Origin of the sequence: Nocardia sp. NPDC050630 (genome assembly GCF_044457245.1) — a bacterium.
Lineage (GTDB): Bacteria > Actinomycetota > Actinomycetes > Mycobacteriales > Mycobacteriaceae > Nocardia.
In genome coordinates this window covers 297248-311080 of sequence record NZ_JBITGN010000008.1, presented here as the reverse complement: position 1 = coordinate 311080, position 13833 = coordinate 297248, and the positions used below count along the sequence as shown (strand labels likewise).

General features: G+C 64.4%; 14 protein-coding genes. 2 read left to right on the top strand and 12 right to left on the bottom strand.

Annotated features, from left to right (window positions below; all coding sequences use genetic code 11):
- Window positions 1-28: 28 nt before the first annotated feature.
- From ACIBG0_RS22520 to arc, 3 genes are all read right to left on the bottom strand, one after another.
- On the bottom strand, window positions 29-1546 hold the full coding sequence (locus tag ACIBG0_RS22520; RefSeq protein ID WP_397034904.1) for an ArnT family glycosyltransferase: 1518 nt from the start codon (window positions 1544-1546) through the stop codon (window positions 29-31).
- Entirely contained in the window at window positions 1524-2174 is a 651-nt protein-coding gene (locus ACIBG0_RS22515; protein ID WP_397034903.1) for a TetR/AcrR family transcriptional regulator, read from the bottom strand. The genes ACIBG0_RS22520 and ACIBG0_RS22515 overlap by 23 nt, the downstream gene beginning before the upstream one ends.
- Before the next feature lie 439 nt (window positions 2175-2613).
- Window positions 2614-4374, bottom strand: a complete 1761-nt coding sequence (gene arc / locus ACIBG0_RS22510) for a proteasome ATPase (protein ID WP_397034902.1) — start codon at window positions 4372-4374, stop codon at window positions 2614-2616.
- Between the two features lie 206 nt (window positions 4375-4580).
- On the opposite strand from arc, the gene ACIBG0_RS22505 reads away from it, so the two are divergent.
- The gene (locus ACIBG0_RS22505; RefSeq protein ID WP_397034901.1) at window positions 4581-5075 is read left to right on the top strand and encodes a hypothetical protein; all 495 of its coding nucleotides are present in this window, start codon (window positions 4581-4583) and stop codon (window positions 5073-5075) included.
- A gap of 1 nt (window position 5076) precedes the next feature.
- On the opposite strand, the gene ACIBG0_RS22500 is transcribed toward ACIBG0_RS22505, so the two are convergent.
- Window positions 5077-5910 carry a tRNA (adenine-N1)-methyltransferase gene (locus tag ACIBG0_RS22500; protein ID WP_062989275.1) on the bottom strand — a complete coding sequence of 278 codons (834 nt, stop codon included), beginning with the start codon at window positions 5908-5910 and terminating at the stop codon, window positions 5077-5079.
- Between the two features lie 80 nt (window positions 5911-5990).
- Here ACIBG0_RS22500 and ACIBG0_RS22495 point away from each other — a divergent pair, with 80 nt between their 5' ends.
- Entirely contained in the window at window positions 5991-6890 is a 900-nt protein-coding gene (locus ACIBG0_RS22495; protein WP_397034900.1) for a RecB family exonuclease, read from the top strand.
- A gap of 2 nt (window positions 6891-6892) precedes the next feature.
- On the opposite strand, the gene ACIBG0_RS22490 is transcribed toward ACIBG0_RS22495, so the two are convergent.
- The 8 genes from ACIBG0_RS22490 to ACIBG0_RS22455 form a co-directional block, all read right to left on the bottom strand.
- Window positions 6893-7042 (bottom strand): hypothetical protein, encoded by a 150-nt coding sequence (locus ACIBG0_RS22490; protein WP_397034899.1) that lies wholly within the window; start codon window positions 7040-7042, stop codon window positions 6893-6895.
- A 251-nt stretch (window positions 7043-7293) separates the two neighbouring features.
- Window positions 7294-8514, bottom strand: coding sequence for a YeiH family protein (locus tag ACIBG0_RS22485; protein ID WP_397034898.1), 1221 nt, complete (start codon window positions 8512-8514; stop codon window positions 7294-7296).
- On the bottom strand, window positions 8514-8648 hold the full coding sequence (locus ACIBG0_RS22480; protein WP_397034897.1) for a hypothetical protein: 135 nt from the start codon (window positions 8646-8648) through the stop codon (window positions 8514-8516). Before ACIBG0_RS22480 ends, ACIBG0_RS22485 begins: the two co-directional genes overlap by 1 nt.
- Before the next feature lie 146 nt (window positions 8649-8794).
- On the bottom strand, window positions 8795-9646 hold the full coding sequence (gene hisG / locus ACIBG0_RS22475; RefSeq protein ID WP_397034896.1) for an ATP phosphoribosyltransferase: 852 nt from the start codon (window positions 9644-9646) through the stop codon (window positions 8795-8797).
- A 123-nt stretch (window positions 9647-9769) separates the two neighbouring features.
- Entirely contained in the window at window positions 9770-10051 is a 282-nt protein-coding gene (locus tag ACIBG0_RS22470) for a phosphoribosyl-ATP diphosphatase (protein ID WP_354960458.1), read from the bottom strand.
- A gap of 96 nt (window positions 10052-10147) precedes the next feature.
- On the bottom strand, window positions 10148-11959 hold the full coding sequence (locus tag ACIBG0_RS22465; RefSeq protein WP_397034895.1) for a choline/carnitine O-acyltransferase: 1812 nt from the start codon (window positions 11957-11959) through the stop codon (window positions 10148-10150).
- Window positions 11956-12792: a class I SAM-dependent methyltransferase gene (locus ACIBG0_RS22460; RefSeq protein WP_397034894.1), complete on the bottom strand. Its 837-nt coding sequence runs from the start codon at window positions 12790-12792 to the stop codon at window positions 11956-11958. Before ACIBG0_RS22460 ends, ACIBG0_RS22465 begins: the two co-directional genes overlap by 4 nt.
- A 10-nt stretch (window positions 12793-12802) precedes the next feature.
- Window positions 12803-13666 carry an arpA protein gene (locus tag ACIBG0_RS22455; RefSeq protein WP_397034893.1) on the bottom strand — a complete coding sequence of 288 codons (864 nt, stop codon included), beginning with the start codon at window positions 13664-13666 and terminating at the stop codon, window positions 12803-12805.
- Window positions 13667-13833: the final 167 nt, after the last annotated feature.

Sequence of the window (13833 nt, the reverse complement as noted above, 5' to 3'; positions counted from 1 at the left end):
TCTTGAACGAATCGGGCTATGCGGCTGGTCAGTCGAGACGCAGCAGGTCGGGCCAGACCTGCGACCATGGCTGACGTGGGGTGCAGCGCCAGATGGTGACATTGCGAGTGACATCCGGGTAGCCGAGGCGTGTGTCGACGCGGCCGATCGGGGTCAAGTCACCACAGGTGGCGTGCATTTCGTCCTCGGCATTGCCGACCCATAGCACCGTTGTCGCGGAATCCGATGGCGTGCCGAAGTATCCGAAGCCGCGGTTGGGGCTATAGACGGCCGGTAGGCCGTAGCGACTCCGTTCCACATCCAAAGCACTTGCCTGCCAGTAGGAATCGGTGACGATCACCGCGTTCGCGCGCTCGGCAGGGGGGAGTGCATGGTAGGCGTCGGCGGTCGCCTCGCGAAGTTCCGGCCAGCCGAATTTGCCGTACAGGCCGATTTCGAGCCCGGCCTCGGACTGACTGTCGACCGGATCGATGGAAGACTCGGATTGCCACGGCATAGTGACTACCGCGATCGCGACCGAAATCGCGACCAGCGGAACGGCCACGTAGATTCGCCATCGTCCGGAGTACTCGCTCCAGCGCACCGCACCCGCCGCCATGATCGCCGCATAGCAACCAGCCGCATAGTAGGGGCGACCGTTGGTCGCGATGAACGCCACGGCCAGCAGCAGTGGCAGTGGTGCGAGGAAACGGTACGGCCGCAAGGTCTCCGAGCGGAACAGCGCCCAGATTCCCACGACCAACAGGACCCCGCCGAACAATCCGGCCGCGATCAGCGCCAGCGGCAGCCAGGTGTAGCGGCCACCGATCGTTGCCTGCTCCGCCGCGACGACCGCACCCAATCGCAACTGCGGCCAGTCGTGCTCGGCCTGCCAGATCAGCGTCGGAACCATCACCAGGACAACCAACATCGCGCCCACCCACAGTGCCGGCCGCCGCAGCAACTCGCGCGGACCGTAGATCGCGACTCCAACGGCGACCGCGATCCAGAAGAACGGGATCAGCCACTTCACCTGCATATCCAGCGCCGTGACCAGCGCGGCCCACAACAGCAGGCTGTCCCGGCGAGTGCGCACCCAGCGGATCACCAGCCAGCTGACTACCACCCACAGTGCGGTATCAATCGTATTGGTGGCCAACTGAGTTCCCTGCACAAGCAGGAACGGCGAGGTCGCATACGCTGCCGCACTCAGCACCTGCGCGGTCCGCGAACCGCCGAACTCCCTGGCGATCTGGGCAGTGATCAGTACTGCGGCAATGGTCACCAGTGCGGCCGGAATCCGCAGTGCTACCAGTGATCCCGGTGCCAGCACGTCCATCAGCCGGGCAATCGCGGGCAACACCGGCCCCTGATCGGCGTAGCCGAACCCGAGGCGGCGTCCAGCCGACAGGAAATACAGCTCGTCCCCGAAATATCCGTACCGTCCCAGCGATACGAACAGCATGGTTGCCGCCACCACGGCGATCGCGCCGACACCGAGCCACGCGAAGGGCGCTGCCTCGGCGTTATCGTCCTGCCGTACTTCACTTTCCACTACGGCGGTCATCGCGTCCCCCCTTCCGAGTCGCCACATCGAATAGTCGGCACACATGCGCCGAGTACGTCGTCATATCGAAGTCCTTCTCCCGAATCGCACGCCCGGCCGCACCATCGATGGCATCGCGAATCGACTTGGCCATGACCGCTGGATCGAATTCGCCGAATTCGCCGGTGCGCTGCCCTTCCCGCATGATGTCGATGAGCGGTTGGATGATCTCCTGTTCCCCTTCCGCCGAGGCGAACCGCGGCTTACCCTCCGCATCACGCAGATTCAGCACCACATCGGTCAGCGCCGCGACATACTTCTTGTTCGCATCGATGAATCCCAGATTCGCCCCGATATAGGCGAGCAGCTGATTCCGGGCCCCGTCCGCTGCCATCACCGCGGGCGCGATGTGCTCGCCACCGGACACATACAGCTGGATCACCAGCTGCTCCATCAACTCGTCCTTCCCGGCGAAGTGATACGAAATGACGCCCTTGGAGATCCCCGCGTGTTTGGCGATCCGCGCCAGCGAAGCCCGCCCGTACCCCTCCTCCGAAATCACCTCCACCGCCGAAGCAATGATCTGCCGCCGCCGCGCCTCCTCGATGAACGATCGCTGCCGACCACCCGACTCGTTTTCTGGCCGCATGGCCAAATTTTAACCCGCCCGCCCAAACCCGCACATCAACCCAAAGGACGACCCGATCTACCCCACGAGGATGACCCCGAAAACGCCGAAGGGCCACGCTCCCAGATGGAAGCGCGGCCCTTCGGTCCCGAAACCTACATGTTCGACTCAGTGTCGCCAACAGCTGGCAATGGTGTTCTTACCGGTGAATTGGACACAGCCGGACGTCGACGATCCGCTCGCCCGAACGAGCCGAAAGCCGTGCCCCAGACGGAAGCACGGCCCTCGGAGTCAACCGAACTACAGGTACCGGCCCGTATTCGACTCGGTATCGGATGGCACGGCTGGCACTGGCGTTCTTGCCGGTGAATTAGATGCAGCCGGATGCATACGATCCACCCGCCCGAAGCAGCCGAAAGCCGTGCCCCAGACGGAAGCACGGCCCTCGGAGTCAACCGAACTACAGGTACTGGCCCGTATTCGACTCGGTATCGATGGCACGGCTGGCACTGGCGTTCTTGCCGGTGACCAAGGTGCGGATGTACACGATCCGCTCGCCCTTCTTACCCGAAATGCGGGCCCAGTCATCGGGATTCGTGGTGTTGGGCAGGTCCTCGTTTTCGGAGAACTCGTCCACGATCGAATCGTAGAGATGCTGGATGCGCAGGCCGGGATTGCCGGTGTCGAGGACGGCCTTGATGGCGTACTTCTTGGAGCGGTCCACGATGTTCTGGATCATGGCGCCGGAGTTGAAATCCTTGAAGTACAGGACTTCCTTGTCACCGTTGGCGTAGGTGACCTCCAGGAAGCGGTTGTCCTCGCTCTCGGCGTACATCCGGTCGACGACCCGTTCGATCATCGCGCGGATGCACAGACCCTTGTCGCCGCCGAACTCTTCGAGATCGTCGGCGTGCAGCGGCAGGTGCTCGGTCAGGTACTTCGAGAAGATGTCCTGAGCCGATTCGGCGTCCGGGCGTTCGATCTTGATCTTCACATCGAGACGTCCCGGCCGCAGGATCGCGGGGTCGATCATGTCCTCGCGGTTGGAGGCACCGATCACGATGACATTCTCGAGACCCTCCACACCGTCGATCTCCGAGAGCAACTGCGGCACGACCGTGGTCTCCACATCGGAGGACACACCCGAACCACGGGTGCGGAAGATCGAATCCATCTCGTCGAAGAACACGATCACCGGCGTCCCCTCGGACGCCTTCTCCCGCGCGCGCTGGAAGATGATCCGGATGTGGCGCTCGGTCTCACCCACGAACTTGTTCAGCAGCTCTGGGCCCTTGATGTTCAGGAAGAACGACTTGGCTTCCTTGGCATCCTCACCGCGCGCCTCGGCGATCTTCTTCGCCAGCGAGTTGGCAACGGCCTTGGCGATCAACGTCTTACCGCAGCCGGGCGGACCGTAGAGCAGCACACCCTTGGGCGGGCGCAGCGCGTATTCGCGGAACAGATCCTTGTGCAGGAACGGCAATTCGACCGCATCGCGGATCTGCTCGATCTGCCGACCGAGGCCACCGATATCGCTGTAGTCGACATCGGGGACTTCCTCGAGTACCAGATCCTCGACCTCTGCCTTGGGGATTCGCTCGAAGGCGAAACCGGCCTTGGTGTCCACGAGCAGCGAATCACCCGGCCGCAGCTTACGGATCGGCGAATCGGGATCGTCGAGATCGTCGACCTCGGCGACTTTGGCCAGCGGACCGGCCAACCACACCACGCGCTCCTCGTCGGCATGTCCGACGACCAGCGCCCGACGTCCGTCGTCGAGGATCTCGCGCAAGGTGCCGATCTCACCGACGGCATCGAAGATTCCGGCTTCGACCACCGTGAGTGCCTCGTTGAGGCGGACGGTCTGACCGTATTCGAGGGTCGAGGTGTCGATATTGGGTGAACACGTCAAGCGCATCTTGCGGCCCGAAGTGAACACATCGACCGTCTGGTCCTCGTACACGCCGATCAGAATTCCGTACCCGCTGGGTGGCTGACCCAGCCGATCGACCTCCTCGCGCAAGGCCACCAGCTGTTGGCGCGCTTCCTTGAGGGTGTCCATCAGCTTGGTGTTGCGAATGGTCAGCGAATCGATGCGGGCTTCCAATTCCCGTGCGCGATCCGGCGAATCGGCGAGTTGCCTGCGGAGTGCAGCCGCTTCGGCGCGTACCGCCTCGAGCTCTCTCCAGGCCGCCGAATCCGAATTCTCGATGGGGCTCATGTGCTGCTCCTCCCAGTCCCGGTCTATTAACGCTACCGGGCGCGAACCGTTCTCGCTTTCCGACATGGTTTCGTCGTGATCACATCTGGGCTGCGGTCGGCGGCGGATGCACCATGTTAGCCTGCCCTAACCAGGCAACGGCGACCCGCTTCGCCACCCGAACCGAAAGGTTGCTGAGGATGCTCCTTCCCGCCAGGACGCTGCGTATGTCCATGGTTATCACCGCGGCGGCGATGGCCGCTACCGTCGGTCTGACCGGCTGTGGCTCCGACGATAAGCCCGATACCAAGGCCACGACTACCCTTTCCGCCGCCGCGACGACCAGCGCCGCAGGTCACGGCGACCACGGCAGCGCCGCGGCACCCACCGTCGAGACGCTCACCGCGGTGCTGGATTCCCTTTCCGACCCGGCGAAACCCACCTCCGAGAAGACCAAGCTGATCGTCAACGGCGAAAAGCGCACCGCCAATATCGACCAGATGAACCAGGCGCTCGGCGGCTACGGCAAGCTCACCTACGCGGTCGCCGATATCACCACCAGCGGCAATTCCGCGACCGCCCAGGTGACCATCACCTCACCGCACGGCACAGCTCCCGCCATGCCGCTGACCTGGGAATATGCCGACGGCACCTGGAAGCTCTCGGATGCCAGCGGCTGTCTGATGCTCGGTTTCGCACAGGCGCCATGCGTTCCGGCCTGATTCAGCCCTTCGACGGTCGACGCTGCGGCTTCGGGGTCACCGTGCCCTCGGCGAGACGACGGGCGCTGACCAAGAAGGCGGTGTGGCCCTGCATGCGATGTTCGGGCCGCACCGCCAGACCCACCACATGCCAGCCGCGCACCATCGATTCCCATGAGCGCGGCTCGGTCCAGCACTCCTGCTCGCGCAGCGCCTCGACCACCTTCGACAATTGTGTGACAGTCGCCACATAGACGATCAGCACACCGCCTGGGACGAGCGCCTTGGACACAGCGGGTAATGCATCCCATGGCGCGAGCATGTCCAGGACGACGCGGTCGACCGGCGCACCGTCGTAGTCGGCGACATCCGCGACAGTGATCGACCAGTTGTCCGGGCGCTCGCCGAAGAAGGTCTCCACATTGCGGATCGCGTGTTCGGCATGGTCCTCGCGGATCTCGTAGGAGACCACTTGGCCCTGCGGGCCGACCGCTCGCAACAGCGAGCACGTCAACGCACCCGAACCCGCACCGGCCTCCAGCACTCGCGCGCCGGGGAACATATCGCCCTCGTGCACGATCTGGGCGGCATCCTTGGGATAGATGACCGCAGCGCCGCGCGGCATGGAAAGCACGTAATCGATCAGCAACGGCCGCAATGCCAAATACGGTGTGCCATTGGTGGATTGCACGACACTGCCCTCATCGGCGCCGATCAGGTTGTCGTGTTTGATACCGCCGCGATGCGTGTGGAATTCCTTACCCGGTTCCAGCACCACGGTGTAGAGGCGCCCCTTGGCATCGGTCAGCTGTACCCGGTCCCCGATGGTGAATGGCCCGGTCCGTCTGGCCGTCATGTATCTCCGTTCGCTGGTCGTCGCTGCTATCCGCACTGTGCCGCACCGGCGTGTCGGTGCGCCCGGATAGCCTGCCAGGTATGCATCCGCCGGTTACCACGCCCCCTGCCGACACTGTGCGGGAGGCCGCACCCGATCGTCCGCGTCCGGCGCTCTCGCCTTCGCGGGCAATGGATTTCAAGCAGTGCCCGCTGAAGTACCGGTTCCGGGCGATCGATCGACTTCCGGAGCCACCGACGCGGATCGCGGTGCGCGGCACGGTGGTGCACGCGGTGCTGGAGGATTTGTATGGCCTGCCCGCCGGGGAACGCCGATTCGAACGCGCTGCCGGGCTCGTCGAGCCCGCATGGGCCCGAGTGCTGGCCGATAGACCCGAGGTCGCCGAAGTGGTCGCAGCGGACGGACTGGCGGGCTTTCTCGGTGAAGTGCGCGCGTTCGTCGAGACGTACTACCGACTGGAGGATCCGACCCGATTCGATCCTGAGTCCTGTGAGTCGCGCGTAGAGGTCGAACTCGACGACGGTGCGCTCTTGCGTGGGTTCGTCGACCGGATCGATGTGGCGCCGACCGGTGAGCTGCGCGTCGTCGACTACAAGACCGGCCGGGCTCCCGGACTCGCCCAGGAGACCAAGGCGCTGTTCCAGCTCAAGTTCTATGCCCTGGTCGTGCTGCGCACCCGCGGCATCCTGCCCACCCAATTACGACTGATCTACCTGGCCGACGAGCAGATCCTCACCTATGCCCCCGACGAGGACGAATTGCTGCGCTTCGAGCGCACGCTATCGGCCCTATGGCAGGCCATTCTGGCGGCGGGGCGGACCGGCGAGTTCCCACCTAGCACCAGTTGGCTGTGCGGGCATTGCAGCTACAAGAGTCTGTGCCCCGCATTCGGCGGCACACCACCGGTCTATCCCGGCTGGCCGGACAGTGGCACCGGGGAATCGCCGGACGAAACCTTCGCCGACGCGGTCACCGACTGAGCTCAGCCGCCGAACAGATTCAGATCGAGTCCGTGGGAACCGAGTGCGGCGATGACGCCGATGAGCACGAGCACCCCGACGGCATCACCGATCATGATGAGCAGATTCCGAATCCACCACCACGAACCGACCGACTCGACACTCGATTTCACTTGGGTTCTCCCCTGTCCTTAGGTTCCCGAACGGCACTGCCCGTTCGAGGTCTTCCCTAGTTGTTTCGCCCAACACCGCCCCAGTGTTGACAGTCGAGCTTGAATTTTTCGTGAGTTCGTCGCGAACGAACCCACACGACGTCGCCGGGCTCACCCACCCGCCGACTACGCAAGCTCCGCCGGCTGCCATCCCCTGCGATGCTCGCCGGGGCGACCGGCGAGCACCGAAACGGCAGGTTGCCGGTGCGGATCTATGCGGTGAAGTTGTGGAACAGCAGCACAGACAGACCCAAGCCGACGGCCAGATTGAAGACCGCCGCGGATCCGAAGACCACGACCGGACGCCAGCCCGCCGCACGCAGGCCGCCCAGCGAGAACTCCAGACCGATGGAGACGAACGCGAAGATCAGGAACCAGGTCCGCAGATCGTTGACGATCGCGATATGCGCCGCGCCGATCTTCTTGTCCACCGATTGCAGATACAGCGTGCCGATGACGGAGGCGGCGACGAAGCCGATCACGAACTTCGGGAACCGCTCCCAGAACTGGCGCAGCGAGGGCCGGGACGCACCGGGAATGCGCTCGACCCGGATCGTGAAGTAGGCGGTCAGCGCGATGGCGACAATGCCGATGAGCGCATTCTGCGTGGTCTTCACGATGGTGGCGATCTGCAGCGCCTTCTCCCCGGCGATCGCACCGGAGGCGGCAACCGCCGCGGTCGTATCGATATTGCCGCCGATCCACGCGCCCGCGACCGCATCGGAGAGATCGAAAACCTCTGCGAGCCACGGTAATACGAAGATCGACGGGAGCGCGAAGATGATCACAAGCGATGCCGCGTACGCGATCTGCTCGCGTTTGGCCTGCACCGCGCCCGCGGCCGCGATGGCGGCGCTGACACCGCAGATCGAGACGGCCGATGACAGCAGGGCACGCAGCTTATCGTCGAGGCCGAGTCGACCGCCCAGCCACCATGTGAAACCGAAGACCGCGGTGATCAGCAGCAGCGCCTGCACGATCGACGGGCCCGCCGCGGTTACCAGGATCTTCAGATTGATCGATGCGCCTAGCAGCACCACACCGGTCTTGATGAAGAATTCGGTGCGGAAACCGGCCGAAAGCCGTTCCCGGAGATCGAGTCTCGCGAGTACGACATTGCCGATCAGGCCGATGGCAATGGCGTAGACCGGGAATTCGATCGACTTGGCGACCCGGTTGAACGGTGTACCGACCGCCCACTGCGGCACATGGGTGTCGAAGTAGCGGGTCAGCGCGCCGAGCAGGATGACCACCACGACCCCGGCTCCGATCTCGGCTACCGTGGGACGTGCGATCGCCTGCAGTGCAGCGGTTTCGGATCCGACCGCGGTTTGCTCGACCGCCTCCGCGCTGGACGCCGCGAATTCGGATTCCGCGGGCACGGCATCGGCGCTCACGGCGGTCGTCTCGGTCCTGGATTCGCGCTCCGACATCACGGCACCAACCAATCCGGGATGGCGCCGACCAGGACCAGGGCAATCAGGACCAAGCCGACGATGGCGGCCAGCCAGTCCTCATTCCATGCGAATGTGCTGCCCGAAGATTTCGCGGGCGATGTCTGCGACACAGTGGTACTCCTTGCATTTCCTCATCGAGGCCGCAACGTACCAATCAACCGCAGGTCAGCGCACCGATTGCAATCCGGATGAATCGATCACCCGCACAAAACAACTCGGCCCCGCCGAGCGACGGGGCCGAGTGATCGAAATCGGATCAGAATGCGCGGCAGGACCGGATATCGAACGCCAGAATCGCCTTCGCGCCGAGCTCGGCAAGCTGGTCCATCACCTCATTACCCTGCTTGCGCGGCACCATAGCGCGGATGGCGACCCAGTTCGGATCGGCCAGTGGGGACACCGTCGGCGACTCCAGACCGGGCGTGATCTCGACCGCCTCGTCCAGAAGTTCCTTCGGGCAGTCGTAGTCCAACATGATGTACTGCTGACCGAATACGACGCCCTGGATGCGGGCGATGAGCTGATTGCGGGCCCGTTCGTTCTGATCGGAGCCGGTGCGTTCGATGAGCACGCCCTCCGAATCGCACAGGGTCTCGCCGAAGGCGACCAGATTGTGCTGGCGCAGTGTGCGGCCGGAACCGACCACATCGGCGATGGCATCGGCCACCCCGAGTTGGATGGAGATCTCGACCGCGCCGTCGAGGCGGATCACCTCGGCCTCGATCCCGCGGCGCTGCAGATCGCTCAGGACCAGATTCGGGTACGAGGTGGCGATGCGCTTGTCGTAGAGGTCCTCGACCTTCCATTCGCGCCCGGCAGGGGCGGCGTAGCGGAAGGTGGAGCGGCCGAAGCCGAGGGCGAGCCGTTCCTGAACCGGCGCACCGGAATCCAGCGCCAGGTCCCGTCCGGTGATGCCGAGGTCGAGCTCGCCGGAGCCGACATAGATGGCGATGTCCTTGGGCCGCAGGAAGAAGAACTCGACCTGGTTTGCCGGATCGAGGACGGTCAGGTCGCGGGAATCGGTGCGCTTGCGGTAACCGGCCTCGGCGAGGATCGAGGTGGCCGATTCGGAAAGTGCGCCTTTATTGGGGACTGCGACGCGCAGCATGGGGAGGGTCCTTTCGAGGAGGAGGTCTGAGAATCGACGCGGCGGCGTGAGCGACGGCCCCGAAGGCGGTTGCGGAGCCCAACCACGCAGGTGACCGCGAGTGCCGCAAATTCAACACCGCCGTCACAGATGTCGGTACACGTCTTCCAACTTCAGCCCACGGCCGACCATCAGCACCTGGACCCAGTACAGCAGTTGCGAAATCTCCTCGGCGAGCGCCTCGTCGCCCTCGTGCTCGGCGGCCAACCAGATCTCACCGGCCTCCTCGAGCACCTTCTTACCCTGAAAATGCACGCCCGCGTCCAATGCCGCCACGGTCCCGGACCCCTCAGGGCGGGTGACCGCACGATCTTGCAGCTCGGCGAACAGGGTTTCGAAGTTCTTCACGATGAGCCATTGTTTCAGACCGGTATGCGGACCCGTTGCTCCGGCCCGGCACCACCGGATCGAGCGGACTCTTCGCGCCCCTTGTGGCGGCCACAAGGGGTGCGAAGAGCCGCATCAGGCCTCTGCGAGGAGGGCCTCCAGTTCGGCTACGGCGGTGCGCAGGTGATCGGCGAAGGCGTACATCTCGCCGGCGACCGGTTTGGGGGTGGCCAGGTAGATGTTCCAGCGGTCCGGCAGCAGGACGTAGGCGATGCCGATGCACTTCTGGCTGGTGGAGCCGAAACCGAAGTAGCGGATATTGACCGACGGAGCCGAGCTGGTGCTCAGGTAGTCGTCGCGCATGATCGTCCAGCCGGGGCTGGTATAGAGCGGGATCGGCTCGGTGACGCCGAGTTCGGTGCCGCGCCGCCGCTGAATCCACTCGAGTTCCCAAAGATGCTGTTCGGGCGCGTCACCCGCCTGACACTGCTTGGCGCGTTCGACATGCGCGCTCGCGGCGATCCGCGCGGCAGCGAGCCGGTCTGCCGGTGCGACCGCCGGATCCTGCATCGCGTCGACGAAGGCCACCATCTCCGGTGTCACCACCCGCATGGCCTCGGTTCGACCGTTGCGGTACTGCCTGGTGGCAATGGATTCGTAGGTGGCGCCGGTCAATCCCTTGCTGCGCCGGTGCGCCAGCTGATAGCTCAGCTGTGCGAACGCATCCGGTGAGATGCCGAGCTGTTTGGCGCGAGTGGTGCCGAAATCGAAAGATACTGTCGCGGTGGCATTCTCGGCCGCATACCGAGAGAACGCCGCGCCAGCCGCCGCGATATCGGCGCGCTGCGCCTGATCGAGGACGAATTCGATCGGCTCGACCGGGGGCAACCCCTGCGGCTGCGCCCCGGCCCGTGCGGCGTGCTCGACAGCCGGAGTCTGCAGCAGCGTGTCGACGAAGGACAGGATGGTGGTCCCGTCCAAACCGCAGTGCTCGACATTGATGCCAGCCTGACCATCGGCGAAGACGATGAATGACACCGACTTGTCGAACCAACGGTTGGCGCTGTCACCGTGCAGCAGCTGATCACAGGCGTGCAATTCATCGCGCGGCGGGAAATCCTCCAGGCACACGGCGAACAGCGCGGTCTCGATGGTGTCCAACGCCGCGACATTGGCGGGTTCGGTCAGCAATCCCTGTCTACTGATGGCCCATTCGGCACGCGGCTTGGTGGTGAGATGGCCGACGGCGGTATCGGTGCGGGCCGAGCGCGCACCGGCCTTGAGCACCGCGCGCAGCCCGTCGGCAAGATCCTCCAGCGAGTAGGGCACACCGTCCGGGCCGATCACATCCATCCGGAACATGCTGCCGTGGAAGAACACCACGATATGCCTGGCGGCCGACGGTCCCGGCCATTCGTCGCTGTAGGGCACGCGCACGGAATCCTGTGTCTCCCCCGGAATCCGGGTTTCGGAGAACAGGTATCTGTTCTGCCACATCGACAGTTTCTGTCCGCGCTGGGTGACCGGTGCAATCGCCTCGTTATCGAGCGCCAGCTTGTAATCGACCGCGGCCGTGATTATTCCGGCCGCCCGCTCCACCTGCGCGGCCGCGGTGGAGGTGGCCAGTGCGGTGTCATCACGGAACAGGAAGAAGAAGTTGGCATTCAAGGCGATGCGATCGCGACGGCCCAGATAGCGTGACGGCCAGAACAGATCCAGCCAGCTCCCGACACCGGGGGTGGCATCGTATTCGGCCAGTGCCGCGTGCAGCCTTCGGCCCGGACCGTCGGGTCGAAGCAGGTCGGCGACCGCGGCCTCGGTGGTGGCGAATTCGTCGGCGGTCAGCAGTGGCGCACACCACTGCAGCAACCGCTCGCCGCTTTCCTCCAGCGTCGGCAGGGGCACCCGTGGCAGGTGGTCGTCGGCGGCGAAGGTGCGTTCGGTCAATGCGGGTCCTTGGGGTCGGCGTGTTTCGGTAACGGTCGCGAGATGTACAGGTTGGCGAGCAGCCAACCCGCGCTTTCCTGGCCAGCGGTGTCGATTCCGTTGGCGGCCAAGGCGTTCAGCACCTGGGTGCGTTCATTATCGGATGCGAACTTACGTTGTTCGAACACCCCGGGGGCTCGCTCGGTGCGGTAGCCGAGCGCGGCCAGCTCCGCGGCGATCGGTTCGAAGCTGAACATGCGTAGTACGAAGTGTGCCATCCACGGCCGACGACGCGGGTGCGCCGTCGCCACCCGTGCCAGCGTCTTCTCGGTGACGTATCCGACGCAGCCGGTCGAGATGACGATATCCGCGCTCGCCAGGATACGACGCTGTGCCTCGGTCGGGTCGGTGGCCTCGAGATCCGCATGCACCGTGTCGTGCAGGAAGCCGGCTTCCTGGGCGTAGGCCAGCGCTGGGCGTGCGGCATCCATGCCGATGAAGCGGACGCCGGGGAGTTGGTCGCGGGTGCCAAGGCGGGCCCTGTCGCGGGCGATGAGTGCGGCTTGGTCGGCGTCCTCGGCGCCGCCGTAGTGCTCGGCGAGTTCGCTCACGGTGGTGTCGAAGCGCAGCAGGGCCGCGTTGACGCCGTAGGAGCAACCGATGTCGAGCACGGTCGGGGTGTCCACCCGCGCGGAGGCGCGGTATTCCCGAATCTGCTGCTGGAAGTACGGTTTCGCCAGTTCCGGTATGCGGTAATCCAATTCGGCCATCCGGGCGTAGTAATCGCGCGGATCGGGGCGGTCGTAGATATCGTCGAAGGAAGCTTTTCCGGTCGTATGCAACGGCACTGGCATGTCGTCCCTCTCAGTCGAGCAACCGATCGCCACGGACGGCGTCGGCCGCGGCGGCTAGGTGATCGGGCAGCACCCGCCCGAACAATTGGCGGGTGCGTTCCACGGTGCCGATGACACCGGGCCGATCGGTATAGGCGAAGATCGCCGAATGCCGTGCCGTGCCGCCCTCGACCGGTGAAACCCGGTGCAGCGAGAAGCGGCCCTGGAACAATTGCAGATCGCCGGGCCGCAGATCGAGGTGCCGGATCAGCTGCGCACCGGATCCGGTGAGCACATCCCGCACATCGTCGAGGTTCTCGGCGTGTGGTGAGCGAATATTCGGGCAGTACTCGAAGATTCCGCCGGTCTGCGCCGGCTGGGTCAACATGCTGACGGTGAATTCATTGGTGTCGAAATGCCACGGATGCGACATTCCGGGTGCCACCACATTCAGGCACAATCCGGCCAAAGGGTCTGCGAATTCATGCAATTCGGTCAATCCGAAACAATCCGCGACAAAGCGCTGGAACACCGTACTGGTGTAGAGCCGATGGATCAGGGCCTCGGCGGGGATGCGGTCGCGCGGGACGAAAGCATTGCCGCGTTCCAGCACAATCCTGCCCGGGTGATCTTGTGGCAGTTCGGTATTCAGCGGGATGTTGTAGGCGTTGACCCGTTCGACCTCGTAGTGCGCATCCGGGGCCATCGCCTCGCCCTCGGCGCGCAGAGTCGCGATCAATTCCGGACGGATGAACTCGCGCAGTACGGTGCAGCCACTTTCGGCCAGTTCCGCGCGTGCCCGCGCCACCGCTTCCCCCCACGCCGCGCCGGTCGGATCCCCCAGCGGATACCGTGCCGTATCGACGATCTCGTCCAGGACATCCGTCGCTGCCATGGCGTCATTTTGGTAGAGCAATCGGCGACACGCCCGGGATTCGACAAAGTTGCCGGTGACTACGGTCACACGTATCAACTGCGTCCACTTACGTTGCGGCACAGTAACTCTCACTATGCCGAGGTCGGGAGTGTCGGCTCACAGACAACGGGACTCGTGATCATGAT